Below are 23787 nucleotides of genomic sequence, written 5' to 3' on the forward strand. Positions count from 1 at the left end.
GGGCTTAGTCGCCGATCCACGATCGAAGTACGTACGTCCACGATCCGGCGAGTAGCGGCAGGCGGTGTGGCCGAGTAGCGCAACACTCGTGCTGACCGACGGCGATCGCCCCATACTGGGTGCATCAGGCGGGCGTCGGGCCGCCGAGAGGAGTCCTGATGTCTCCCACCGAGAACGATCGACTGACCGATCCGTCCACGATCACGGTCGCCGAGACCGACGACGCCGCGATGGCGACGTCGGTCCCGGCCGACCCCCCGGCGCGTGCCGGCAAGAACATCGTGATGTGCCTGGACGGTACGGCCAACCAGATCGTGGTCGGACGTAACACCAACGTGGTCAAGCTCTTCCGGGCGATCGACTTCACCGAGGGGCGGCAACTGGCCTATTACGATCCCGGGGTCGGTACCTTCGCCTCCACGCGGGTGTGGTCGGCTCCGGGGCGCTTCGCCTCCAAGATGCTGGGCCGCGCTTTCGGTCTGGGGCTCAAGACCAACCTCGCCGAGGCCTACACCTTCCTGATGAACAACTGGGAGCCCGAAGACCGCATCTTCATCTTCGGCTTCAGCCGAGGAGCGTTCACCGCACGGGCCCTCGCGGGGTTGTTGCACACCGTGGGCATCCCTCGCCGCTCGTCGGAGAACCTGATCCAGTACGCCATCGGCAACTATGCGGGTCGGGGAAAGTGGACGGACAAGGACCAAGCCGAGGTCGAGGAGTTCCAGCGGACCGTGTGCCGCCAGCCCACCCAACCCGATGACAAGTTGGTGGACTCGTTCTCTGTCCCGATCGCCTACATGGGTCTGTGGGACACGGTGAACGCCCCCGGAATCCTGCGGCGCTCACTGTCGTTCGCGAACTCCGACACGTTGCAGAACGTGCGAGCCGGACGCCACGCGGTCTCCATCGACGAACGTCGGCGCCCGTACCGGGAGCGGCTGGTCCAGACCACGGCGATCCAGGAGGCCTGGTTCGCGGGGGTCCACTCCGACGTCGGGGGCGGCTTCACCCGCGATGCGCTGGGAGACATCAGCCTGCTCTGGATCCTCCGGGGCGCGCACGCGGCCGGCATCGACCTCCGAGCCAAGGCCGAGCTGCGTGAACTGCCGACGCGGACGCAGAGCACCTGGGCGATCGCCCCGGTTCATCGAAACAGCCGTGTCTGGGTGTTGGCCACCTACCGTCGACGATCCGCCCGGCAGGCGTGCATCCATCCGTCCGTCGCCGTCCGTAGAGAGCACCACCCCGGGTACGCGTCGCACCTGGGGTCGACCACCGTGTTCGACGAGGACTGGCTCGACGACAGCTGGCAGCGCTGAACGACGTGAGCGAACGCGTCTCGACCCCTATGCGGGGCAGCCGTTCCCGCTCACCCGGTACGCCGCCCCTTTGGTCTCGCGGCGCTTCATCGCCTGGATGGCGGCATGGTGCCGACGGGCGTGATAGGCCAGCGGAAAGTACGTGAGCCTCTCGGGCAGAACACGATACGAGCCACGGATCACCGTGTGGATGCGCTCGAGTTCGCGTTGCTCGCCGTCTGTCCAGGTGACCCCGAGGATCTCGCGGACCCGCGGGTCCATCACCCCCACGGTCGTCAGGTAGTTGAGCCTCTGCAGCGGCACGCTCGCGATGCGCGCGATCGAGGTGAGGGGTCGGCGAACGGCTCGGGGTACCGACCGAGGGAGGGCAGGCGCGGCCTGCATCTGGTCGAGCAACTCGAGTGCGACCGGGTGTGCGACGAGCTTGTTCTCGACGAAGTCGTCGAAGTACTCGCTGAACTCCGCGATGCTCTCCGGGTATCCCCGCATCGGGACCTGGACGATCTTCGCGATCCGACGGTTGTCCCGGAAGATCTCCTGCTGTTCACGTTGGTCGAAGTGTCGACCGATGACGAGTGGTCCCGCGCTGAGTGTGGTCGGGAAGGCGGTCGCGATCACCCATTGATACGCCTCCGGGTTGAGGGCACTGATGTGCTTGCCCTCGGCGTTGCGCATCTGCAGCGGCCGATGCATCGCGCGCAGACGCTTGCCCTCCTCGATCGCCTCCGGTCCGCCGTAGACCCATCGCAGCACCGAGTCCACAGAGCGAACGGCCCGTCCGAGGGGATCCGTACGGAAGATCGAGTACTCCCCGACCACATCCCCGATCACAGGGAGCATCACCTGCATGACGAACGCCGCGCCGTTGACCGGGAGGAAGGTGAAATGCCCGGTCAACTCCGCGGTCAGCGAGTCCGGTGGGATGAGCTCGATCTCGGAGTCGTCATGGGCGATCAACGGCTCCGTGGTGTCGGGTGCCTCCGCGAGTGTCATCAGACCATCCACCAATCCATCAGGAAACAGGTGTGATCAGATTAGCGCGTCGATGGGGGTGCGTCGAGCCGATCGGCGAACGAAGAGGTCAGCGAGCCATCCAGAGTCGGCGGCGGATGACACCACGCATCCGACGGAGCTCCGCAGCGGTCAGGGCCGACGGCGGCTGATCGTCGACGAGCCGGCCGACCTGGGCGAAGAAATCCCGATCGGTGAGCCCGAATTGGGCTCCGATCTCATCGGTCGACCCGCCCCCGAGTGGGTACCAGTGCCGCTCGAAGTCGATCATCTGCTGCTGCTTGTCATCCACCGAAACCACATCCCGAAACCGCCGCGGATCCGCGCGCGAATCCTGCCGAAGAGCCGTGTACACCGGGCCGACGATGTGGAACGGGCTGTCCACCGCGACCTGCGATCTCCATTGGTACACCCCGAGAGCGACGAAGAACACAATTCTGTTCGCCCGCGCGCCGAACTCTGGTGAACCACCAGTTCGTGGCCGGTCCGAGCGAGAGCCCGACTGTGGAGATCCGGGCGCCGGAGATCGGCAGGAGTGCAGACATGGTGAATCTCTGCTACCGGCGCGACAGGGTTGCCGTGTCCGACACGGGCCTACACTCAGCTCATGGGAGCAGACGTCACCCCGCACGGGCCGAACGATCCACGAGAAACCACCGTGCCGACGAGCACCGATCCGCCGGCGGCCGGTCCGTCGCCGGATATCGGTCGGCCGACGCCCCTCGTCGACCACGACGCGAACCATCCGTCCGAGGACCCGGCGGCCGGCGTGGCAGCATCCCCCTCGGATGATCCCGCTGCCCGCCGCACCATCGGCGATCGGGCCAACTCGGTCGCCAAGCGTGTCGTCGCGGTGCTGATCGCCATCGCGCTGCTGGTGATCGCGTACTTCATCCTCGAGGCATTCCTGCCTCGGTGGTGGGCGCAGCAGATCGGTCAGCGGGTGGACGGGTCCTTCAGCCGCGGCATCGGTACCGGGTTGGTGCTGGGCATCGTCTGTACCTTCGTGCCGCTGCTCCTGTTCACGCTCGCGGTGGTCAACCGCGGACGCCTCCGCAACGTCCCGGCGATCGTGTTCGGGATCGCGGGCATCATCGTCGCCATCCCCAATCTCCTGTCGCTCGCGGTCGTGGTCGGCCGCGGAAACGGATCGCACGCAGGTCAGCGCATCCTCGACGTCGATGCACCGGGATTCCGCGGAGCCTCGCTCTGGGGTGCGGTCGTCGGCGTCTTGTTCGCGGTGTTGATGGGCTACTTCATCTGGCGGTATCGACGTCGCGGACGCCAGCTACGAGCGTCCCGTGAGCGGGAGAAGGAAGCAGCAGCCCTGGCCGAGCCCACACCGGAGGCCTGATGCGGGTCCGTTGCGTCGACCACTCCTGAGGTCAGGGATCGATCAGTCGGAGTAGCGGGGCACGACGGCGAACACCTCGATGTCGCGCGGTACCCCCTTGGCGCGGAATCGCCTGCGACGAGTGGCATACCGATCGGCGCCGGCGGCCTCGACGGTCGCTCCGCTGGCCAACAGCTCACCGGCTCCCGCGGCTGCCGCGACCCGAGCGGCGATGTTCACATCGACACCGAGGAAATCGTCACCGACCGCTCGCGGTTCGCCGGTGTGGAGACCGGCTCGCAGCTGTGGCCGGTAGTCCCCGACCGTCAGCGCACTCACGGCGACGATCACCTCGTGACCGGCCTCGATCGCCTCGACACCGTCGACGAACACGGCCATCGTCCCATCGCCCAGGTGTTTGACGATGCGCCCGCCGCGTCTACGCACGATGTTCTCGGTGACGTCGTTGACGTCACGCAGGAGTCGGAGCACCTGGTCGTCTCCGGCATGCAGGGCCCACGTTGAGAACCCGACGAGGTCGGTGAACAGGATGGTGGCGGGGACCGGGGTGCGGTCGGACTGCCGACGTCGTCCGGTCACCAGCGCCTGCCACACCTGCACCGATGCGAGACCGAGCTCCCGTATGGCACTGGGCTTCTCGGGTCGGGACTCGCTGATGAGGCGTGCCACGCGGTCGGATGCACGGGGCCCGGTGATCGGGTTCTCATTGTGCGGGATCAGATCTCGTGCCGCGCGAGCCGCCTTGACGACCCCGGCGCTGGAGTCGGTGCGGGCCAGCAGGTCGGCCATCCGGCGCCCGGGTCCGGGACGGTCGGGATCGTCGCGTCGGACGGGAAGACGGTCGCCCCGACGACGGGTCGACCCACCGGTCCCATCGTTCGCTGCGGAAGGTTCGTCCGGGCCGTCCGCGGCGGATGTCGCATCGTCGTCGGTCGGACCGGGCTCCGAGACACCGGCGCGATCGCGGTCACGTGTCGAGTCGTCGGCTCCGGTCACGCCATGAGTCTAGTGGCCCCGCTCATCGCGGAACCGACACCGCCGCGTCCTCGGTGACACCGTTCGCCCGATCCCGTCGGTTGGCACCGATACTGCTGATCAGGGCCGCGCCGATGAAGGCGACACCGACGAGTCCGGTGACCACCTCGTTGATCTCGACCTTGACGCTCAGCAGCAAGATGACTGCGAGGGCGCCGATGGCCCAGTGGGCGCCGTGCTCCAGATAGCGGTACTCGGCAAGCGTGCCCTGCCGTACGAGGAAGATCGTGATGGACCGGACGAACATCGCTCCGATGAACCCGAGTCCGAGCGCGATGATGATCGGGTCCGCGGTGATGGCGAAGGCGCCGACCACCCCGTCGAACGAGAACGAGGCGTCGAGGACCTCGAGATAGAGGAACAGGAAGAACCCGGCACGTCCGGCAGCCTTGGTCACCGCTGACGGCCCCGAGGCACGCTGCGCCGAGCCGTCGGCCGACGCGGTGTCGGACTCCTCGGAATGGTCGACTCCGGGTTGCTCACGCTGGAACAGCGAACTCAGACCGTCGACGACGATGTAGGTGACCATGCCGAGGATGCCGGCGATGAGGATGGTCGACCGATGGGTGTCATCGGCCAGGAACTCGGCGACGAGTACCAGGCTGGTCGCCGCGATGGCCACCGAGAGCTGGTCGACCCGCCCGATCGCAGCGAGCGGACGCTCCAGCCACGACAGCCAGGTGTTCTCGTGGTCGGTGAGAACGAAGTTGAGGAACAGCAGGAGCAGGAACATCCCGCCGAACGCCGCGATCTGCGGATGCGCCTCATGCAGGATGGTCTCGTAACTCGGGCTGCCGTCGGCGAACGCCTCGGCACCGCCGGCAGGCGGGTTCATCGCCAGACGGAAGGCTTCGACCGGGTTGAGTCCTGCGGTCACCCAGACGATCGCCAACGGGAACAGCAGCCGCATCCCGAAGACGGCGATGAGCACACCGACGGTGAGGAACATCTTCTGCCAGAACTCGCTCATCCGCTCGAGGATCGTGGCGTTGATGACGGCGTTGTCGAAGGACAGCGAGATCTCGAGGATGCCGAGGATCGCGCACAGCGCCAGGCCCGTCCAGCTCTGGTACACGAATGCGACGACCAGGGCGGCGATCGAGATGACGATCGACAGCCCGAAGATGCGGGCGATCACCGGAGTCGCTCCGCATCGCGTGCGCGGCCCAGGAGTTCGTCGGTCAACTGCGCCAGCGTGTCGTGGTCGGCCTTCTCGGCCACCGCAGTCGCGATGTCCTCCGCCGCGCAGCGCAGCTCGAACATGCGGTCACCGAACGCCGTGGCCTCCGCCGCGCTGAGGATCACCGCGTCCGCGGGAATAGAAGTGCCATCCGTGAGCGCTCTCTGCTCGTAGGCGCGTTGTCGACACGAGCGTTTGCAGTATTTGCGGCGCCGACCGAGTTCCGAGTCGACCATCGAGCTCCCACACCATGCGCACGCGTAGGGGCGTCGGCGACTCCGGACCTGTTCCACGCTCCGACCGTACCCGGCGCACACGACCGCGTCCGGTCGGGTGCTCACGGGTGTCGGGTCGACCCGCGGGTCGGTGTGTCGGAGCATCCCGCGACAACGCGTAGAATGGTTCTGTTCAGCTACGGAATGTTGAGAGGAAACACCCATGGCAGATCGAGTGCTTCGAGGTAGCCGTCTCGGTGCGGTGAGCTACGAGACCGATCGCGACCACGACCTCGCACCACGTCGGATCGTCCAGTACAAGACCGACAACGGCGAGATCTTCGACGTCCCGTTCGCCGACGACGCCGAGGTCCCTTCCAAGTGGCCGTGCAAGAACGGTATGGAGGGCACCATCCTCGAGGGTGCCGAGCCGGAGGAGAAGAAGACCAAGCCTCCGCGTACGCACTGGGACATGCTGCTCGAGCGGCGGTCCGAGGAAGAGCTCGAGGTCCTGCTGAACGAGCGGCTGGACCTGCTCAAGCAGCGTCGCAAAGGCGTGACGAACTGATCTGAACGCGATCGTGCCGTCAGCGGCCGTCGTCCGTGGTCTCAGACCCGGCGGCGGCCGCTGATCTTTTCACGGCGGCTCTCCAGCCCCCATCGCGCGACCATCAGAAACGCCTCGGTCATCACGCCGCCGCTCATCTTCGATGTACCGATCTCACGTTCGGTGAAGGTGATCGGAACCTCCCGGACGTCGAATCCGGCGCGGATGGTGCGCCAAGCGAGGTCGATCTGAAAGCAGTAGCCCGCCGACTCGACGGTGTCGAGGGCGATCTTCTCCAAGACGATCCGTCGGTAGGCACGGAATCCAGCAGTGATGTCGCGCACCGACGAGCCCAGGGCGAAGCGGGCGTAGGTGTTGGCACCGCGGGACAGGAATTCACGACGCTTCGGCCAGTTCACCAGCGACCCGCCGGGTACGTAGCGCGATCCGATCGCGAGGTCGGCGCCGGCGTTGACCGCGTCGAGCAGCCGGTGCAGCTGCTCCGGAGCGTGGCTGCCATCGGCATCCATCTCGATGATGACCTGGTACTCGTGGTCGAGCCCCCAGGCGAAGCCGGCGAGATAAGCCTTGCCCAGACCGTCCTTCTCGACCCGGTGCATGACCTGGATGCGATCGTCTGCCGCGGCCAGAGCGTCGGCGACCTCGCCGGTGCCGTCGGGGCTCGAGTCGTCCACGACCAGGACGTGCACCCCGGGCAACGCGGCATGGAGCCGAGAGACGATCAGCGGCAGGTTCTCGCGCTCGTCGTACGTCGGGATAACGACCAGCGCGCGTGCGCCATCAGCGCCGACGACCTGCTGGTCCGGTCCACTCCCCGATGTCATCGAGCTCCTTCGTTCAGCACTTCGGTCCGATCCGACGCGGCGCGTCGGGCGTTCGGTCCCCCGACGAACCTAGTACGCCGCGACAGCGCGACCAAAAGGCCCACCACCGCGACCAGCATCGCCGCCCGTTCCGGCCACGGTCCCAGGCGCGTCGCTATGGTCCGGTCCTCGTGCAGTGGCAGCCGTGCAGCCAGCACGGCTGGTGTGAAGATACCGGTCCGTGAGGCGATCATGCCGTCCGGCTCGATGATGGCGCTGACCCCGCTCGTGGCCGCCACTGCGACCGCACGCCCGTGTTCGACGGCCCGTACCTGCGACATCGCCAATTGCTGGTATGTCATGTCGGTCCGACCGAAGGTCGCGTTGTTGGTCGGCACGTACAGCAGCTGAGCACCGTCGTCGACTGCGTCGCGGGTGGCGCTGTCGAATGCGACCTCCCAGCAGGTCGCGATACCGACCTCGACGGTCCCCGACCGCCCCGGCACGGACACGGCCGCGCGACCACTGCCCGGCCGGAAGTTGCCTGCCATGTCGGCGTACGGCGAGAAGAGGCGGAAGAACTCGCGCATCGGCAGGTACTCACCGAACGGTTGGATGATGTGCTTGTCGTAGCGCGCTTGAGGGCCGCGGTCCCCGTCCCACACCAGCACGGTGTTGGTCGGTCTGCCGTCCGGGTTGGAGACCAGCGTGCCCACCAGGATCGGTGCACCCACCGACACCGATGTGGCGGTGATCTCTTCGGCGGCATCGGGATTGGTCAGCGGTGAGATGTCAGAGGCGTTCTCCGGCCAGAGCACCAGGTCGGGCTGTTCGGCGCGGCCGGACCGAACCGAGTCGGCCAGCGCGAAGGTCTGCCGTACGTGGTTGTCCAGCACTGCCCGACGCTGCGCGTTGAAATCGAGTCCCAGCCGGGGAACGTTGCCCTGGATCACCGCGATTCGCGTGGACGACTGTGCGACCGTCCGGTCGACGGTTGCCGGGGTCAGGGCGATGGCCGCCATCGGTCCCAGCAGGGCCAGCACGACGGCGATCGCTGCCGGTCGGGCGGCGGACCGGCGCGGGTCGCGAGTTCGCTCGACGACCACCTGGATCAGCCACGCCAGGGATGCACCGAACAGCGCGACGGCCGCCGAGAGTCCCGGGGCGCCGATGATCGCGGCGAGCGGCAGCAGCGGTCCGTCGACCTGGCTGAACGCGGCGCGCCCCCACGGGAAGCCCCCGAACGGGAACGCCGATCGGACTCCCTCGATGAGGACCCAGGTCAGCGTGAACCAGACGGGTGGGACAGGTAGCCGCATGGTCAGGACGGCGATCGCGCCGAACACGGCCAGGTAGATCGCGAGCACGACGGCGAGCGCGAGCCACGGCAGCGGGCCGACGTAGACCCCGATCCACGGCAGCAACGGGATGAAGAAGGCCAGTCCGAACACGAAACCGAGCCAGGCGCCGGTCCGCACCCGCGGTCGCCCGACGCTGATCGCGGCGAACAACAGCGCTGCGGCCACGACGGCCATGAACCACCACGTCCGGGGCGGGAACGCCGTGTACATCGCACAACCGGCGAGAGCTGCCACGACGGTGCGGACGAACACGATCAGCTGTCGACGGCGAGCGGACCCGATCGGCTCCGCAGTGTGACGCTCCGCCGGATCGGTCAGATCGTGTTTGTCCGCGCGCTCACCAGGGTGCTCGCCACCCCGGTGGTCGGGCCCGGCCCCCGCGCAGGTCATGAGCGCTCCCCGACTCCCTGACCGGCGTCGTACAGGTCACGCCCGCGGTGAACGGTCCGCACACAGCGGGGCAGCTTGGCTCCAGGCGTGAGGTCGGGCAGTGCAGGAACCCGTGAGCGCGGGTCCGTGGACCACCGTTGGACGCTCTCATGCGACCCGCCGACGACGAGATCGTCGACCTCCCAGATGGCGTAACTCGCCGGTGCGCCGGGCGCGAGCGTGCCCGTGAGGCCGTCGTTGACACCGCCGGCGCGCCAGCCGCCACGGGTGGCCGCCGCGAATGCACCGCGAGCGGAGATCGCATTGCGCGGTTGATGGTGGTGCACGGCCGCGCGGACAGTCGCCCACGGCTCGACCGCGGTCACCGGGGAATCGGATGAGAAAGCAAGTCCCACACCGGCTCTGGCCAACATCGCGAAGTCGTTGAGAGTTGCCGCGCGGTCGGTCCCCAGACGCTGTTCGTACAGATCGCCGGGCCCTCCCCAGGCGGCGTCGAACAACGGTTGCATACTGGCCACCGCACCGCATCGCGCCAGGACCTCGGCATGCTCGGAGGTGACCATCTCGGCGTGTTCGAGCCGATGCGCGTGCCTGGCCAGCGCCGGCGTGCCAATCGAGTCGGCGAGCTCAGCGAATGCCGCCACCACCGACTCCGTCGCGCCGTCGCCGATGACATGGAATCCGGTCTGCACCCCCGCCTCACTGCAGGCACGCAATTGGGTGAGGATCTGCTCGTAACCGAGATAACTGATGCCGGTTCGCGTCGGGTCATCGGTGTAGGGCGCCGACAACCAGGCGGTGTGCGATCCGATCGCACCGTCGACGAACAGGTCGCCGCCGAGGGCGTGTGCGTGGGTGATGGCCATCAGTTCGTGCGCGTGGTCTGCGCTCTCGACCGTCTGTCCCCAGTAGCGACGCACCTCCACCGGATGATCGAGGTCGGCGAGCGCGAGGAAGTCGTCGATCCCGCTGATGTCGGGTCCGCCGTTCTCGTGAACCGCGACGACACCGTTGGCGGCGGCGTGGTCGAGTGAACGCCGTTGGGCTCGCTCGCGCTGGGCGGCGGTCAGCAATTGGCGCGCGGCTCCACGGACCCGGTGATGTGCCTCGGCGACCAGCGGATCGTCCGGGTGGTGACCCGGTTCCGCCGACAGTCCGGGGACGAGTCGGCGCAGCGCCGACGACGCGATGGCCGAATGTTCGTCGACGCGGGCGAGGTACACCGGGCGATTGCCGACCACCTCGTCGACCTCCGCAGTCGTCGGGTGTCGCCGGTCGTCGGGTTCGGTCCCGGTCCAGGACGAGTCGTCCCAGCCCAGACCCCACAGGAGCTCACCGTCGGGAAGGGCCGCTGCAGCGGCCGCCAGGGATGCCAGGCAGTCACGACGGTCGACCGCCTCGTTGAGGGTCAGTCCGTCGATCGCGAGACCGGTCGAGGTCAGGTGGACGTGGGAGTCGACGAATCCGGGGGCGACGAACCGGCCGTCGAGGTCAGTGACCGTTGCATCGGGATGCAGCGTGCGGCCGACATCGTCGGAGCCGACCCAGACCACCAGACCGTCGGAGACCGCCATCGCCGTCGCGTCCGGCGCACCCGGCGCGTACACCACGCCGCCCACCAGCAGTTCAGTCGTCACGATCGACCAGTCTGCCCTGCCCGGACGGCCCGCGCGTCAACGCCCCCGCGGGAGTTCGCCGATGATCACCTCGGACGCCGCCGAACCGGTGGTGTCGGTCCGCCGGGCCCGATCGGCGGGCGAGCCGTCGACCACGGTCCCGTCCACGATCGGGCCGCCGACGATGGTGCCCCCTGCGGCCACGCCTGCCTTGTTCATCGCGGCGACGAACTTGCGGGCACCGACCGCCGCGATGACCGGGCGCAGCGCCGCGCGCACCGGGGGCAGCAGCGCGAGGATGCCGACAGCCGAGGTGACCACCCCCGGGACGACCAGCAGCACGGTGGCGGCGGCCAGTAGGGCGGTGTCGGTCAACGGTCGGCGCGCATCGACCTCGTTGCGCGAGGCCTGACGGAGTTCGGCGAAGATCTTGCGGCCCTGGCGCTGCAGCATGATCATGCCGATCAGGCCGGCCGCCAGCGTGATGAGGATCGCCCATCCGAAGCCGAGCGTGGAGACCATGAGCGCGAACGCACCGATCTCGACGGCGAGGTAGGCGAAGACGTAGAGCAGTCGCATGCCGATCCTTTCGTGGTGGCCGCCCGCAGTTCCCGCGCGGGGGTCTGCCGGGGCATCTGTGGGATCAACGACCGAGGTGTCCGTTTTTCTCCCGATCTCGCCGAATTTCTCTACGACGTGGCCCCGACGACCGCGGATCGGGCCACCTCACGACTCTGAACGGCCCTCGATATCGCCCTCGGCCTCGAGGTAGACCCGACGCAGACCGTCGAGCAGCTCCGACGGCGGCTCGTGCCAGAGATCGCGTTCGACTGCCTCCAGCAGGCGCTCGGCGATACCGTGCAGGGCCCACGGGTTCGAGGCGCGCATGAACTCCTGGTTCTGCTCATCCAGTACGTAGGCCTCGGTCAGCTTCTCGTACATCCAGTCGGCGACGACGTCGGTCGTCGCGTCGTAGCCGAAGAGGTAGTCGACGGTGGCCGCCATCTCGAACGCGCCCTTGTATCCGTGCCGTTGCATCGCTGCGATCCAGCGAGGATTCACCACTCGGGCGCGGAACACCCGGCTGGTCTCTTCCGACAGGGTCCGCGTGCGCACCGAGTCCGGTCGGGTGCTGTCGCCGATGTACGCCTCCGGAGCGCTACCGGTGAGTGCGCGCACCGTGGCGACCATGCCGCCGTGGTACTGGAAGTAGTCGTCGGAGTCGGCGATGTCGTGCTCGCGGGTGTCGGTGTTCTTCGCCGCGACCGCGATGCGCTTGTAGGCCGCCCGCATGTCGTCGACGGCTGGCACCCCGGCGAGGTCGCGCCCATAGGCGTACCCGCCCCACTCGGTGTAGACGCGTGCGAGGTCATCATCGCTGCGCCACTGCCGGGAGTCGATCAGCTGGAGCAGACCCGCGCCGTAGGTGCCGGGCTTGGAGCCGAAGACCCGGGTGATGGCCCGACGATGATCGCCGTGCTCGGCCATCGAGGCGCGGACGTGTGCAGCGACGAAGTTCTGCTCGTCGGACTCGTCGGCACCGGCGGCGAGGGCGACCGCGTCGTCGAGCATGGTGACCACGTGGGGGAACGCGTCGCGGAAGAATCCGGAGATGCGCACGGTGACGTCGATGCGCGGACGTCCCAACTCCTCGAGTTCGATCAACTCGAGCCTCGTCACCCGGCGCGACGCCTCATCCCAGACCGGCATCACGCCGAGCAGCGCCAGTACCTCCGCGATGTCGTCGCCGGAGGTACGCATCGCGCTGGTCCCCCACACCGACAGACCGACCGACGCCGGATGGTGACCGTGGTCGGTGAGGTAGCGCTCCACCAGCGAGTCGGCCATCGCCCGGCCGGTCTCCCAGGCCAGTCGCGACGGGACCGCCATCGGGTCGACCGAGTAGAAGTTGCGACCGGTCGGCAGGACGTTGATGAGTCCACGCAGCGGGGAGCCGCTGGGGCCTGCCGGGATGAAGCCCCCGTCGAGCGCGTGCAGGACACGGGTGATCTCGAGATCGGTCTGACGCAGCCGTGGTACCACCTCGCGTGCGGCGAAGCGCAGCACATCCCCCACCGCATCCGGATGTCCGGCCGCGACGGCATCGACCGCCTCCTCGGTCCACTCGGACTTCGCGAGCGTCGCGACCAACTCCCGGGCGGTGTGCTCGACAGCGTCGACGTCGCCTCGTGCGGCCGAGCCGTCCTCGACGAGTCCGAGGGCCTCGCGCAGGCCGGGAAGAGCGGACGTCCCGCCCCACAGCTGGCGCGCGCGCAGCATGGCGACGACGAGATCGACCTCGGCGTCGTCGGCGGGCGCCTCACCGAGAACGTGTAGTCCGTCGCGGATCTGCACGTCCTTGATCTCGCACAGCCATCCGTCGACATGCAGGAGCATGTCGTCGAAGACCTCTTCGTCGGGCCGTTCGGTCAGCCCGAGATCATGGTCCATCTTCGCGGCTGTCAGCAGCGTCCAGATCTGCTGTCGGATCGCGGGCAGCTTCGCCGGGTCCAGCGCCGAGATGTTGGCGTGCTCGTCGAGCAGTTGTTCGAGGCGCGAGATGTCGCCGTAGGACTCTGCACGCGCCATCGGCGGGATCAGGTGATCCACGAGGACCGCGTGCGCCCGCCGCTTGGCCTGGGTGCCCTCACCGGGGTCGTTGACCAGGAACGGGTAGATCAGCGGCAGGTCGCCCAGCGCGGCGTCGGTGCCGCAGTCCGCCGACATGCCGAGCGTCTTGCCCGGTAGCCACTCGAGGTTGCCGTGTTTGCCGACGTGGACGATCGCATCCGCCCCGAAACCGCTGATGGGGTCGTCGATGCCGGCGTGACCGGCGGCCACCCAGTGATACGACGCCAGATAGTGGTGCGACGGTGGCAGATCGGGATCGTGATAGATCGCGACGGGGTTCTCCCCGAACCCGCGCGGGGGCTGGACCATGATCACCGTGTTGCCGAACGGCAACGCGGCGACGACGATGTCGCCCTCCGGGTTCTGGGACGTGTCCACGAAGAGCTCGCCCGGCGCCGGTCCCCAGTGCTCCTCCACCGAGCTCCGCAGACCGGCGGGAAGGGTGGCGAACCATGCGCGGTAGTCGGCGGCGGGAACGCGGATCGGGTTGGCGGCCAACGCTTCCTCGGTCAGCCAGTCGGCGTCTTGCCCGCCGGCCGCGATGATCGCGTGGATCAGGGCATCCGAATCGTCCTCGGCCAGCCCGGGGATCGCGTCGTCACCGGACTCCGGACCGAGGTCGTAGCCGGCACCGCGCATGGCTGCGAGGAGTCGCAACAGGCTGCGCGGGGTGTCGAGGCCGACCGCGTTGCCGATCCGTGCATGTTTGGTCGGGTACGCCGACAACATGATCGCGATCCGCCGCTCGCCGACGTCGGTGCGTCGCAGCCGGGCGTGCGCCAGCGCGATGCCCGCCACCCGTCCGCAGCGTTCGTGGTCGGGCTGGTACCAGGGCAGGCCGTTCTCGTCGAACTCCTTGAACGAGAAGGGCACGGTGATGATCCGCCCGTCGAACTCCGGGACGGCGACCTGGGTCGCGACATCGAGCGGGGACAGACCGTCGTCGGTGGCCTCCCAGTCGGCGCGGGAGCCGGTCAGACACAGACCCTGCAGGATCGGGACGTCGAGCGCGGCGAGACGCTCGATGTTCCATGCCTCGTCGTCGCCTCCCGCCGACGCCGTGGCCGGGGTGGCGCCGCCTGCCGCGAGCACCGTGACCACGAGGGTGTCGGCGGTCGAGAGAAGGTCGATCAGGTCGTCGGGAGCGGTCCGCAACGACGAGCAGAAGACCGGGAGCGCCCGCCCGCCACGTGCCTCGATGGCTGCACTGAGGGCGTCGATGTACCGGGTGTTGCCTGCCAGATGCTGCGCGCGGTAGTACAGGACGGCCACCGTCGGTGCGTCGTCGGTGACCTCGGCTGTCGGGGTGCGTTCGAGTACGCCCCATCCAGGCGTCTCGCGCGGCGGCTCGAAGCCGAAGCCGGTCAGCAGGACCGTGTCGGACAGGAACCGGTGGACCTGTTCGAGGTTGCCGACACCACCGGCCGCGAGGTAGTTGTGCGCTTCCGCTGCGACACCGGTGGGCACGGTCGACAACGCCATCAGGTCCGGATCCGGTTGCTGCTCCCCTGACAGCACCACAGTCGGCAGACCGCGGTCGAGGACCGCCGTCAGACCGTCTTCCCACGCCCGGACACCGCCCAGGAGTCGAACGATCACCAGGTCGACGCCGTCGGTGAGTTCGGGGATCTCGTCGACGAGGACTCGGGACGGATTCGCGACGCGGTACTCGGCATCGGCGGCGTGCGCGGTGACGAGGTCGGTGTCCGACGTCGACAGCAGCAGGATCATGGGGCTCCTCCCCGGGTCTCGCGCCCGGATGGTGTGACGACAACGTGCCGGCGCCGAGAGGCGAGGTCTGACTCCGACCGGGCGGCACCGGCAGACGGTGCCGAGGTCGTCACAGTGGCGCGACCGCGCCGGATTCGCACCGGCTTCTGCGACTCTCGGTGGTCCAACCCTAGGTCAGCGCGGTCTACGGTGGAACGGTGACCCGGACACCAGGACACCCCGGAACGGAACGGTCGGCCACCGACCGTTGTCCCGGTGTGTTCAGCACCCACAGCGCCGCCGACGGCGCGATGGCACGAATCCGGTTACCGGGTGGGTTACTCCGGCCCGACCAGCTGCTCCTGCTGTCCGCGGCGGCCGACACCCACGCCGACGGACATCTCGAGCTCACCGCCCGGGCCAACCTGCAGATCCGCGGCATCCGGGACGTCGAGGCCGTCGCGGACGCCGTGGTCGCTGCCGGACTGGCCCCGAGCGAAACACATGAGAAAGCGCGCAACATCGAGGTCTCTCCGCTGACCGGCCGGATCGGCGGCGTCACCGACGTGCGGCCCCTGGCCGACGATCTCGATCGCGCCCTGCGTGCCGATGACTCCCTCGCCGAACTCTCCGGTCGATTCCTGTTCGGACTCGACGACGGTCGCGGCGACATCCTGGCGCAGCGACCCGATGCCTGCGCAGTGGCCTTCTCCACCGATGACGGCGCCGTCGGTGCGCTCATCGCCGTCGACGGCGCGATCATCGGCGAGGTCGACCACCTCGACGCCGTGCCCGCCGCACTGCTGGACGTCGCGCGCGAGACCACCGGCAACGGTGAGATCTGGCGGGTCCGTGACCTCGGTGACGTCGACCGTGCGGAGCTGCTGGGCAGGATCGGCGACCGACTGCAGCCGGCGTCGACGACCGAGCTGACCCCGCTACCCGACCCCTCACCGCTGGTCGGCTGGTTCGAGCAGGACGAGGGACAGATCCTCCTCGGGGCGGTGGTCGAACTCGCGCGAATCCCCGCACGGCTGGCCGAGTTCCTGGCCGCCATCGACACACCGATCATCATCACGCCGCACCGCGAGATCCTGATCTGCGACCTGGCCGAGGGCGTCGCCGACACCGTCGTCCGTGTACTGGCCCCGATGGGCCTGATCCTCGACGCGAACTCGCCGTGGGCGGCGGTGAGCTGCTGCGTGGGTGCCCCCGGATGCGGCAACGCCCTCGCGCCGGTCCGGGCAGACCTGGTCGAGCGCGTCGCCGACGACGACCCCGTCACCGAGCGTGAGCACTGGGTCGGGTGCTCCCGCGGGTGCGGGGCGCCCCAGGGGGCACATCTGCGTGTCGAGGCCACCGACGAGGGGTACCGCACCGAACCCCGCGGCATCGACCCCGACGGCGTCGGACCCGACCGCGCCGACACGTGACCTGCCGGCCGTGCAGCGGTCGGTCGCCGACGCCGCGGGCCACGTCGTTAGGCTGGCCTGCATCATGACCGAATACCTGCGCGACGGCGCGGCGATCTATCGCGAGTCCTTCGCCACCATCCGTGCCGAGTCCGACCTCGCCGGATTCGCCGACGACGTCGCGACCGTGGTGGTGCGGATGATCCACGCTTGCGGCCAGACCGATCTGACCACCGATGTGGTGGCCACGCCCGGTGTCGTGGACGCCGCGCGCGGAGCGCTGCGCGCGGGCGCACCGATCCTGTGCGACGCGAACATGGTCGCCTCGGGCGTCACGCGACGTCGACTCCCCGCGGACAACGAGGTGCTCTGCTTTCTCGGTGAGCCAGGCCTGCCCGAGCTGGCGGCGCGTATGGAGACGACGAGAACAGCTGCGGCACTGCAGTTCTGGCTCCCGCGTCTGGAGGGCGCCGTGGTCGCCATCGGAAACGCACCCACTGCGCTGTTCGCGCTGCTCGATCTGATCGACGACGGGGCCCCGCGGCCGGCCGCGATCGTCGGCGCACCCGTCGGCTTCATCGGCGCCGCGGAGTCGTGCGAGCTGCTCTCCACGCGAGAGGATCTCGAGTTCATCACAGTACGCGGCCGACGCGGCGGATCGGCCATCACCGCAGCCGCACTCAACGCACTCGCGGACCCGGCCGAATGACGCCATCGGTCGAGTCCGGTCCCGCGCCCACGACGCCCGGTGTCCTGTGGGGCGTCGGACTGGGTCCGGGCGACAGCGAACTGGTCACGGTGAAAGCCGCACGACTCATCGGCGCTGCCGATGTGATCGCGTACCACTCTGCGCGCCATGGCAACAGCATCGCCCGCTCGGTCGCCGAGCCGTATCTGAGCGAAGGTCAGATCGAAGAGCGACTGATGTATCCCGTGACCACGGAGACGACAGACCATCCCGGTGGCTACGCCGGTGCACTCGCGGATTTCTACACCGAGAGCGCCGAGCGACTGGCGATCCACCTGCGCGCGGGGCGTGACGTGGTGCTTCTCGCCGAGGGGGATCCGCTCTTCTTCAGCTCGTACATGCACATGCACAAGCGGTTGGCCGACGAGTTCGATGCACGCATCGTCCCCGGAGTGACCTCGGTCAGCGCATCCTCGGCGGCGCTGGGTATCCCGTTGGTCGAGGGCGAGGAAACGCTGACGGTGGTCCCGGGCACCGCCGACCCGGCAGAGCTGGAGGCACGCTTCCGATCCGGTGATGCCATCGCCGTAATGAAACTCGGTCGGACATTCGGTCGGGTGCGGGACGCACTCGAGCGCGCCGGTCGTCTCGACGAGGCCTGGTATGTGGAGCGCGCCTCGACGTCCGTGCAGAAGGTTGCGGCGGTCGCCGACGTCGATCCTGCCGAGGTCCCCTACTTCTCGATGGTCGTGGTACCGAGCCCGCGGAACAATCCGCGTGCCACCGCAGCGACGTCGGTGGGCGGCGAGGTCGTGGTGGTCGGGCTCGGGCCCGGCGACGACGCGTGGACCACCCCACAGGTGCGTGCCGAACTCACGGGAGCGACCGACCTGGTCGGGTACAGCACCTACCTCCGGCGCGTCTCGGCCCGCCCCGGACAGCGTGTCCATGCCAGTGACAACCGCGTCGAGTCCGAACGTGCCGAGTTCGCACTGGATCTCGCGCAGCGCGGCGGACGCGTCGTCGTGGTCTCGTCCGGCGATCCCGGGGTGTTCGCGATGGCGACGGCCGTCGCGGAGATCGCCGCCGAGCCGCGCTGGCACGACGTCCCGGTGCGCGTGGTCCCCGGAGTGACGGCGGCGACGGCGGTCGCCGCAGCGGTCGGCGCACCGCTCGGTCACGACTTCGCCGTGGTGTCGCTGTCGGATCGTTTGAAACCGTGGTCGGTGATCGCCGATCGCATCCGGCATGCCGTGGAGGCGGACCTCGTGGTCGCGATCTACAACCCAGGTAGCGCCAGCCGCACCTGGCAGGTCCCCGCGCTCGTCGAGTTGCTCACCGAGGCCGGGGCCGCAGACCGGATCCTGATCGTCGGGCGCGACGTCGGCGGCCCGACGCAGTCACTCACCACCACCACCGTGTGCGAGCTCGACCCCGCCGTCGTCGACATGCGAACGCTGCTGATCGTCGGGTCGTCGGCGACGCGAGTGATCGACCGCCCTGCCGGGCCGCTGGCATTCACCCCGCGCCGGCACGTCGACTGAACGACCGCAGCCCTCAGACCGGCCATGCGCCCGATTCGGAAGAACTGGCATCTCAGCGATCGTCTCCGTGCACAGCGCACAGCAACACTCTCTGAGGTGTCATTTCTCCGGCTACCCGCGACCGAACCCCGATGGGCGGCACTCCCGCCCCGGCGGACCGCTCCCGTGTCGCACCCCGACGCTAGGCTCGACCGAACCGATGCGAGAGGCAGCCGATGAAGGTCGATCACAAAAAGGAGATCCTCACCTACTCCGCGTGGCGCGGTAAGTACACGATCGTGACGGTGGCGCCCGCACGGTTCCTCATGATCGACGGGAGTGGCGATCCCAACACTGCCACAGCGTATTCCGATGCGATCGCGACCCTGTTCCCGGTGTCGTACGCGCTCAAGTTCCACAGCAGGTCCCACCTCGACAGGGACTATGTGGTGATGCCGCTTGAAGCCCGATGGTGGTCGGACGACATGGCGACGTTCACATCGGCGCGTGACAAGTCCCGGTGGCGATGGACCGCGATGATCATGGTCCCGGAGTGGCTGACCGACGCCGACGTCGAGCAGGCCCGCGCGGATGTCGTCGCCAAAGGTGGCGCTCCGCAGCTGGATGCCCTCCGCGTCGAGGAACTGGACGAGGGGCTCTGCGTCCAGACACTGCACGTCGGCCCGTACGACGACGAGGGTCCGCTACTTGCGGACCTCCACGACCGTTTCATCCCCGAGCACGGGCTCGAGCTGACCGGCGTGCATCACGAGATCTATCTGAGCGATGCGCGTCGAACGGCGCCGGAGAAGCTGAAGACGATCCTGCGACAACCGGTGTCACGTCGTTAGCCGACCTCGCCCGACGGTCGGGCAGGCCCTCAGTCGAGGTGCCCGCGCACCCAATGCTCGGCTGCCTCGACCGAATGCACAGTCTTCCCGATCGTCGGTTCGTCAGGACGATCGACCATCACGACCTCGATCCCGGCATCCGCAGCGGCACGGAGTTTGGCGTGCGTGAGGTCTCCCCCGCTGTTCTTGGTGACCAGCAGGTCGATCTGCCGACCGGACAGGATCTGCGCCTCGTCCGCGTAGCTGTAGGGCCCACGCGATTGCAGCAACTCGTGTCGTGCCGGGAGTCTGCCGGTGGGTGGGTCGACGACGCGGATGAGGTACCAGGCCACCGAATCGTCGGCGAACACCCCGACGTCCTGGCGCCCGGTCGTGAGGAACACCCGGCCCGCACCACGACTGCGCACCGCCTCGGCGGCAGATGGCATGTCGGGTACCCGGATCCACCGGTCGCTCGCCGACTCCTCCCAGGCAGGGCGCCGGAGTCGGATCAGTGGCACCCCGGTCGAGGACGCGACCTCGGCGGCCGATCGGGTGATGGTCGCCGCGAACGGATGCGTCGCGTCGACGATGGCACGCACCCGGTTGTCGACCACCCACTCGCGAAGACCGTCGACACCGCCGAAACCTCCGATCCGTACCTCGCCGACAGGCAGTCGCGGCTGCCGGACCCGACCGGCCAGCGAACTGACGACCGGGGTACCCGTAGCGACCAGCCGTGCGGCGAGCTCGCGGGCTTCACCGGTGCCGCCCAGCAGCAGGATCGGTTCGTCAGCGCTGGTCATCGCTCCGCAACTTCGTCATCCGCGCATGTGAGTAGAGATAGCTGTCGGTGACCGCACCGACCGACGGATCGAGCACACGCCCGACGAAGATCACCGCCGTGCGCCGGATGCCGTGCGCCGACAACGCCTCTGGCAGACCGGCGAGTGGCGCCCGCACCACCACCTGCTCGGGTCGGGAGGCGAAGGCGACTGTCGCAGTCGGACAGTCGGCACCATAGTGCGGAGTGAGCGAGGAGACGATCTGTTCGGCGCGATGGGCCGCGAGATGCAATGCCAGCGTGACCCCGGTGGCGGCGAGCTCGTCGAGTCGCTCCCCGTCGGGCATGTCCGTCGACAACGTCGACACCCGGGTGATCAGCAGACTCTGCCCGATTCCGGGGACGGTCAGCTCGGTGCCGAGGGCAGCCGCAGCTGCCGCGAAAGCCGGCACACCCGGGACGATCTCGACCGCGACCCCGTGTCGGGCCAGCTCGCGGATCTGCTCGGTCATGGCCGAGTACACCGACAGGTCGCCGGAGTGGACACGCGCCACGTCGTGGCCGGCGCGATCGGCGTCGACCATCGCCGTGACGATCTCGTCGAGCGGCATCCGCGCGGTGTCGATCAAGCGCACTCCCGACGGGCTACGCTCGAGGATCTCGGCGGGAACGAGCGATCCGGCGTACACACAGACACCGCAGCGTCCCAGGAGATCGGCGGCGCGCAGCGTCAACAGGTCAGGGGCTCCCGGTCCGGCGCCGATGAAGTAGACCGTCATCGGTTCGTGCCGCTCTCGGAGTCCGATGTGTCGACCGGCTTGTCGACGACCCATTGCACGATCGGCAGGGCCGGACGCCACGTCGTCATCGTGCCGAGCGCAGCGGCGGTCTCGATCCCGATGCGGCGGAGCATCCCCCCGTGACGGTGGTAGCCGTCGATCACGAGGGCTTGCGTCTCCAGCGTGACGGCATTGACGACCAGTCGTCCCCCCTCCAGCAACGCCGACCACGCTCCGTCGAAGACCTCGTCGGTGAGGCCGCCGCCGATGAACACGGTGTCGGGATCCGGCGCCTCGTCGAACGCCTCCGGCGCTGCGCCGCGGACCGACACACGATTGTCGACGCCATGGCGCCGGCTGTTGTCGCGCAACATGTCCCGACGCTCGTCCGAGGCCTCGAACGCGATGACCCGACCATGCTGGTCCGCGCGCGCCCACTCGATGCCGACGGATCCAGAGCCGGAACCGATGTCCCACAGCACCTGCGGACCACCGGGGCGCAACGCGGACACCGACAGCGCCCGGAAGGCCTGCTTCGTGATCTGACCGTCGTGCCGGAAGGCGTCGTCGTCGAGACCGGGCATGACCCCTGCACGCGGCCCGACGCAGCCGATCGCGATCACGTTGAGAGCGTCGCCCACCGGGTGCGCCCAGGAGCGGGCGACGCCTTCGACCACCCGCTGTCGGTCGCCACCCAACTGCTCGAGAACCGACATCGACGACCAACCGAACCCGTTCGAGCGCAACACCGCTGCCACCGCAGCCGGTGTCGCGGCATCGCGACTCAGGATCAGCAGATCCCGACCGTCGGCAAGACGCGGGGCGATGGCCTCGGGTTCCGCGGTGACGAGGCTGACGACCTCGACTCGGGCGAGATCCCATCCGAGCAGCGCACACGCCAGGCTCGCCGATGAGACGGCGGGCAGCACCCGGACCCGGTCGCGACCGACGGCACGGACGATGCTGCTGCCCACGCCGTGGAACATGGGGTCGCCACTGGCGAGGATGTGGATCGGGTGGTCGCCCCTGGGCGACGCGAGCACTTCCGACAGATGCGCCGACATCGGCGACCGCCAGGTGCGGGTGTCCGCCGACAGCAACGGCAGCAGGTCGATCTGGCGTGGCGACCCGTAGATGACGGATGCACGGGTGAGTTCGTTCTGGGCAGGGATCGTGAGACCGGCCCACCCGTCGGCGCCGACGCCGACGACCACGAACTCTGGAGCCGCGGGTCCGCTCGCGGTCCCCGCGGCGCGTCCCGGCGCGACGTCGTCGGCGCTCATCGCGGCAACCGTCGCCAGATGGTTCGTGGCAGAAGACGCATGCCGACGAACAGCGGGCGGAGCGCCCACGGTATCCACACCTCGCCGCGTCGACGCCGATAGGCCTTCGCCACCGCGTCCGCGACCTGACCGGCGTCCACCGACAGCGGGGCGGGCTTCACTCCGGAGTCCATCAGGTCCTTGGTCATTGCGCCGATGACGAATCCCGGTCGGGCGAGCAGGAGTCGGGCGCCGGTGCCGTGCAGCGCATCGGCCAGACCCGAGGCGAATCCGTCGAGGCCGGCCTTGGTGGACCCGTACACGTAGTTCGCTCGGCGGACCCGAATCCCGGCGACCGACGAGAACACGATGATGGTCCCCGATGCCTGTGCTCGAAACGCCGCGGCGAGCGGTGTGAGGACCGAGATCTGGGCGAGGTAATCCGTGTGGGCGATCTGGAGCGCGTGGGAGACATCGATTTCCGCGCGAGCCTGGTCTCCGAGAATCCCGAATGCGACGATCGCCGCTTCGACGGGACCATGGGTGCGGAGGAGGTTGTCGATCAGATCGGGGTGCGCGTCGGTCTCGTCGGCGTCGAATCCCACGGTCACCACCTCGGCTGCGCCGGCCGCGACGAGTGCGGCGCGTTGATCGTCGAGGTCGTCGGGTCGGCGGGCGGCGAGCACCACGGTCCGGCCGGCGGCGAGACGGGCGGCCAGTTCGAGGCCGATCTCGCTGCGTCCGCCGAAGAGCAGGATGCTGCCGAGTGCGTCGTCAGCCATGCATGCAGTATCGCACCCGGATCCGCTCCGCTCACCGACCGGGCGCGACCGCTCGACCAGGACGGTGGATACGGTGGTGGCCATGACCCGCACCCCGGCCGATCTCAGCGCGGATGCCCTCGAATTCCTGCGTGAGCGCCATCTGGCGAGCCTGACGACCCTGCGCGCCGACGGGACACCGCACGTGGTGGCGGTCGGCTTCACCTTCGACCCCGAGTCCGGAATCGCACGGGTGATCACCTCGGACGGCAACCAGAAGGTCCGCAACGTCGAGCGGGGTGGTCACGCCGCGCTCAATCACGTGGACGGCCCACGGTGGATCACCCTGGACGGACCAGCAGTGATCCGTCGCGAGCCCGAGCAGGTGGCCGACGCCGAACGCCGCTATGCGCAGCGGTATCGAGAGCCGAAGCCCAATCCTCGGCGCGTGGTGATCGAGGTGACGGTCGGCCGGATCATCGGGTCACGGTCGCTGCTCGGCTGATGCCGTCCCGGTTGGCGTACCGGTAGTTCCTGCCGCCGGCCCGGACTTGC

22 protein-coding genes are annotated in these 23787 nt (G+C 68.6%); 8 read left to right on the plus strand and 14 right to left on the minus strand.

Annotated elements, in window-relative coordinates:
- The first annotated feature begins 158 nt into the window (after positions 1 to 158).
- Positions 159 to 1319 (plus strand): T6SS phospholipase effector Tle1-like catalytic domain-containing protein, encoded by a 1161-nt coding sequence (locus GS4_RS20345; protein ID WP_007624140.1) that lies wholly within the window; start codon positions 159 to 161, stop codon positions 1317 to 1319.
- Positions 1320 to 1346: 27 nt separating this feature from the next.
- Here GS4_RS20345 and GS4_RS20350 read toward each other — a convergent pair whose 3' ends face one another.
- The gene (locus GS4_RS20350) at positions 1347 to 2312 is read right to left on the minus strand and encodes an oxygenase MpaB family protein (protein WP_007624141.1); all 966 of its coding nucleotides are present in this window, start codon (positions 2310 to 2312) and stop codon (positions 1347 to 1349) included.
- Between the two features lie 88 nt (positions 2313 to 2400).
- Positions 2401 to 2622: a DUF3263 domain-containing protein gene (locus tag GS4_RS20355; protein WP_040511271.1), complete on the minus strand. Its 222-nt coding sequence runs from the start codon at positions 2620 to 2622 to the stop codon at positions 2401 to 2403.
- Between the two features lie 315 nt (positions 2623 to 2937).
- Between GS4_RS20355 and GS4_RS20360 the strand changes: the two genes are divergently transcribed.
- On the plus strand, positions 2938 to 3684 hold the full coding sequence (locus GS4_RS20360) for a hypothetical protein (protein WP_245555788.1): 747 nt from the start codon (positions 2938 to 2940) through the stop codon (positions 3682 to 3684).
- A 42-nt stretch (positions 3685 to 3726) separates the two neighbouring features.
- Here the strand turns inward: GS4_RS20360 and GS4_RS20365 are convergent, their stop codons facing one another.
- From GS4_RS20365 to GS4_RS20375, 3 genes are read right to left on the minus strand one after another with little or no spacing between them, the layout of a single operon-like run.
- The gene (locus GS4_RS20365; RefSeq protein ID WP_007624147.1) at positions 3727 to 4680 is read right to left on the minus strand and encodes an adenylate/guanylate cyclase domain-containing protein; all 954 of its coding nucleotides are present in this window, start codon (positions 4678 to 4680) and stop codon (positions 3727 to 3729) included.
- 22 nt (positions 4681 to 4702) lie between these two features.
- Entirely contained in the window at positions 4703 to 5857 is a 1155-nt protein-coding gene (locus tag GS4_RS20370) for a DUF475 domain-containing protein (RefSeq protein WP_007624149.1), read from the minus strand.
- Complete coding sequence (locus GS4_RS20375; protein WP_007624150.1) at positions 5854 to 6135, minus strand: hypothetical protein; 282 nt, start codon at positions 6133 to 6135, stop codon at positions 5854 to 5856. The genes GS4_RS20370 and GS4_RS20375 overlap by 4 nt, the downstream gene beginning before the upstream one ends.
- A 202-nt stretch (positions 6136 to 6337) precedes the next feature.
- Here GS4_RS20375 and GS4_RS20380 point away from each other — a divergent pair, with 202 nt between their 5' ends.
- Positions 6338 to 6682 (plus strand): RNA polymerase-binding protein RbpA, encoded by a 345-nt coding sequence (locus GS4_RS20380; protein ID WP_007624151.1) that lies wholly within the window; start codon positions 6338 to 6340, stop codon positions 6680 to 6682.
- A gap of 41 nt (positions 6683 to 6723) precedes the next feature.
- Here GS4_RS20380 and GS4_RS20385 read toward each other — a convergent pair whose 3' ends face one another.
- The 5 genes from GS4_RS20385 to cobN all read right to left on the minus strand — a co-directional run bounded on the left by GS4_RS20385 (position 6724) and on the right by cobN (position 15214).
- On the minus strand, positions 6724 to 7506 hold the full coding sequence (locus GS4_RS20385) for a polyprenol monophosphomannose synthase (protein WP_007624152.1): 783 nt from the start codon (positions 7504 to 7506) through the stop codon (positions 6724 to 6726).
- Positions 7503 to 9056, minus strand: coding sequence for an apolipoprotein N-acyltransferase (gene lnt / locus GS4_RS20390; RefSeq protein WP_439644632.1), 1554 nt, complete (start codon positions 9054 to 9056; stop codon positions 7503 to 7505). The genes GS4_RS20385 and lnt overlap by 4 nt, the downstream gene beginning before the upstream one ends.
- 176 nt (positions 9057 to 9232) lie before the next feature.
- A complete protein-coding gene (locus GS4_RS20395) occupies positions 9233 to 10873 on the minus strand; it encodes an amidohydrolase (RefSeq protein WP_007624154.1) in 1641 nt (546 codons plus the stop codon).
- A 36-nt stretch (positions 10874 to 10909) separates the two neighbouring features.
- Positions 10910 to 11431, minus strand: coding sequence for an FxsA family protein (locus GS4_RS20400; RefSeq protein ID WP_007624156.1), 522 nt, complete (start codon positions 11429 to 11431; stop codon positions 10910 to 10912).
- A gap of 147 nt (positions 11432 to 11578) precedes the next feature.
- A complete protein-coding gene (gene cobN / locus GS4_RS20405; RefSeq protein WP_007624158.1) occupies positions 11579 to 15214 on the minus strand; it encodes a cobaltochelatase subunit CobN in 3636 nt (1211 codons plus the stop codon).
- Positions 15215 to 15504: 290 nt separating this feature from the next.
- On the opposite strand from cobN, the gene GS4_RS20410 reads away from it, so the two are divergent.
- From GS4_RS20410 to GS4_RS20425, 4 genes are all read left to right on the plus strand, one after another.
- Positions 15505 to 16626 (plus strand): ferredoxin-like domain-containing protein, encoded by a 1122-nt coding sequence (locus tag GS4_RS20410; protein ID WP_083862811.1) that lies wholly within the window; start codon positions 15505 to 15507, stop codon positions 16624 to 16626.
- A 64-nt stretch (positions 16627 to 16690) separates the two neighbouring features.
- Positions 16691 to 17314, plus strand: coding sequence for a precorrin-8X methylmutase (locus tag GS4_RS20415; protein WP_040511276.1), 624 nt, complete (start codon positions 16691 to 16693; stop codon positions 17312 to 17314).
- A complete protein-coding gene (locus GS4_RS20420) occupies positions 17311 to 18837 on the plus strand; it encodes a precorrin-2 C(20)-methyltransferase (RefSeq protein WP_007624161.1) in 1527 nt (508 codons plus the stop codon). Before GS4_RS20415 ends, GS4_RS20420 begins: the two co-directional genes overlap by 4 nt.
- 215 nt (positions 18838 to 19052) lie before the next feature.
- On the plus strand, positions 19053 to 19667 hold the full coding sequence (locus GS4_RS20425) for a GyrI-like domain-containing protein (protein ID WP_007624163.1): 615 nt from the start codon (positions 19053 to 19055) through the stop codon (positions 19665 to 19667).
- 29 nt (positions 19668 to 19696) lie between these two features.
- Here GS4_RS20425 and GS4_RS20430 read toward each other — a convergent pair whose 3' ends face one another.
- Genes GS4_RS20430 through dprE2 form a run of 4 tightly spaced genes read right to left on the minus strand, consistent with a single transcriptional unit; the run spans position 19697 to position 23253 of the window.
- On the minus strand, positions 19697 to 20452 hold the full coding sequence (locus tag GS4_RS20430) for a cobalt-precorrin-6A reductase (protein WP_007624164.1): 756 nt from the start codon (positions 20450 to 20452) through the stop codon (positions 19697 to 19699).
- Entirely contained in the window at positions 20439 to 21209 is a 771-nt protein-coding gene (locus tag GS4_RS20435) for a cobalt-precorrin-4/precorrin-4 C(11)-methyltransferase (RefSeq protein ID WP_007624166.1), read from the minus strand. Before GS4_RS20435 ends, GS4_RS20430 begins: the two co-directional genes overlap by 14 nt.
- A complete protein-coding gene (locus tag GS4_RS20440) occupies positions 21206 to 22492 on the minus strand; it encodes a bifunctional cobalt-precorrin-7 (C(5))-methyltransferase/cobalt-precorrin-6B (C(15))-methyltransferase (RefSeq protein WP_007624167.1) in 1287 nt (428 codons plus the stop codon). The genes GS4_RS20435 and GS4_RS20440 overlap by 4 nt, the downstream gene beginning before the upstream one ends.
- Positions 22489 to 23253, minus strand: a complete 765-nt coding sequence (gene dprE2 / locus GS4_RS20445; protein ID WP_007624169.1) for a decaprenylphospho-beta-D-erythro-pentofuranosid-2-ulose 2-reductase — start codon at positions 23251 to 23253, stop codon at positions 22489 to 22491. Before dprE2 ends, GS4_RS20440 begins: the two co-directional genes overlap by 4 nt.
- Positions 23254 to 23335: 82 nt before the next feature.
- On the opposite strand from dprE2, the gene GS4_RS20450 reads away from it, so the two are divergent.
- Complete coding sequence (locus GS4_RS20450) at positions 23336 to 23737, plus strand: pyridoxamine 5'-phosphate oxidase family protein (RefSeq protein WP_007624171.1); 402 nt, start codon at positions 23336 to 23338, stop codon at positions 23735 to 23737.
- Positions 23738 to 23787 lie beyond the last annotated feature (50 nt).

The organism is Gordonia soli NBRC 108243, assembly GCF_000334455.1.
Taxonomy (GTDB): Bacteria; Actinomycetota; Actinomycetes; order Mycobacteriales; family Mycobacteriaceae; genus Gordonia; species Gordonia soli.

Bases quoted from the DNA above. Each gene is read 5' to 3' on its own strand.
- GS4_RS20400 (WP_007624156.1), bottom strand. From the start codon at position 11,431: ATGCGACTGCTCTACGTCTTCGCCTACCTCGCCGTCGAGATCGGTGCG.
- dprE2 (WP_007624169.1), bottom strand. From the start codon at position 23,253: ATGGCTGACGACGCACTCGGCAGCATCCTGCTCTTCGGCGGACGCAGC.
- lnt (WP_439644632.1), bottom strand. From the start codon at position 9,056: ATGTACACGGCGTTCCCGCCCCGGACGTGGTGGTTCATGGCCGTCGTG.
- cobN (WP_007624158.1), bottom strand. From the start codon at position 15,214: ATGATCCTGCTGCTGTCGACGTCGGACACCGACCTCGTCACCGCGCAC.
- GS4_RS20360 (WP_245555788.1), top strand. From the start codon at position 2,938: ATGGGAGCAGACGTCACCCCGCACGGGCCGAACGATCCACGAGAAACC.
- GS4_RS20410 (WP_083862811.1), top strand. From the start codon at position 15,505: ATGGCACGAATCCGGTTACCGGGTGGGTTACTCCGGCCCGACCAGCTG.
- GS4_RS20380 (WP_007624151.1), top strand. From the start codon at position 6,338: ATGGCAGATCGAGTGCTTCGAGGTAGCCGTCTCGGTGCGGTGAGCTAC.
- GS4_RS20350 (WP_007624141.1), bottom strand. From the start codon at position 2,312: ATGACACTCGCGGAGGCACCCGACACCACGGAGCCGTTGATCGCCCAT.
- GS4_RS20450 (WP_007624171.1), top strand. From the start codon at position 23,336: ATGACCCGCACCCCGGCCGATCTCAGCGCGGATGCCCTCGAATTCCTG.
- GS4_RS20385 (WP_007624152.1), bottom strand. From the start codon at position 7,506: ATGACATCGGGGAGTGGACCGGACCAGCAGGTCGTCGGCGCTGATGGC.
- GS4_RS20420 (WP_007624161.1), top strand. From the start codon at position 17,311: ATGACGCCATCGGTCGAGTCCGGTCCCGCGCCCACGACGCCCGGTGTC.
- GS4_RS20345 (WP_007624140.1), top strand. From the start codon at position 159: ATGTCTCCCACCGAGAACGATCGACTGACCGATCCGTCCACGATCACG.
- GS4_RS20430 (WP_007624164.1), bottom strand. From the start codon at position 20,452: ATGACCAGCGCTGACGAACCGATCCTGCTGCTGGGCGGCACCGGTGAA.
- GS4_RS20375 (WP_007624150.1), bottom strand. From the start codon at position 6,135: ATGGTCGACTCGGAACTCGGTCGGCGCCGCAAATACTGCAAACGCTCG.
- GS4_RS20415 (WP_040511276.1), top strand. From the start codon at position 16,691: ATGACCGAATACCTGCGCGACGGCGCGGCGATCTATCGCGAGTCCTTC.
- GS4_RS20440 (WP_007624167.1), bottom strand. From the start codon at position 22,492: ATGAGCGCCGACGACGTCGCGCCGGGACGCGCCGCGGGGACCGCGAGC.
- GS4_RS20425 (WP_007624163.1), top strand. From the start codon at position 19,053: ATGAAGGTCGATCACAAAAAGGAGATCCTCACCTACTCCGCGTGGCGC.
- GS4_RS20435 (WP_007624166.1), bottom strand. From the start codon at position 21,209: ATGACGGTCTACTTCATCGGCGCCGGACCGGGAGCCCCTGACCTGTTG.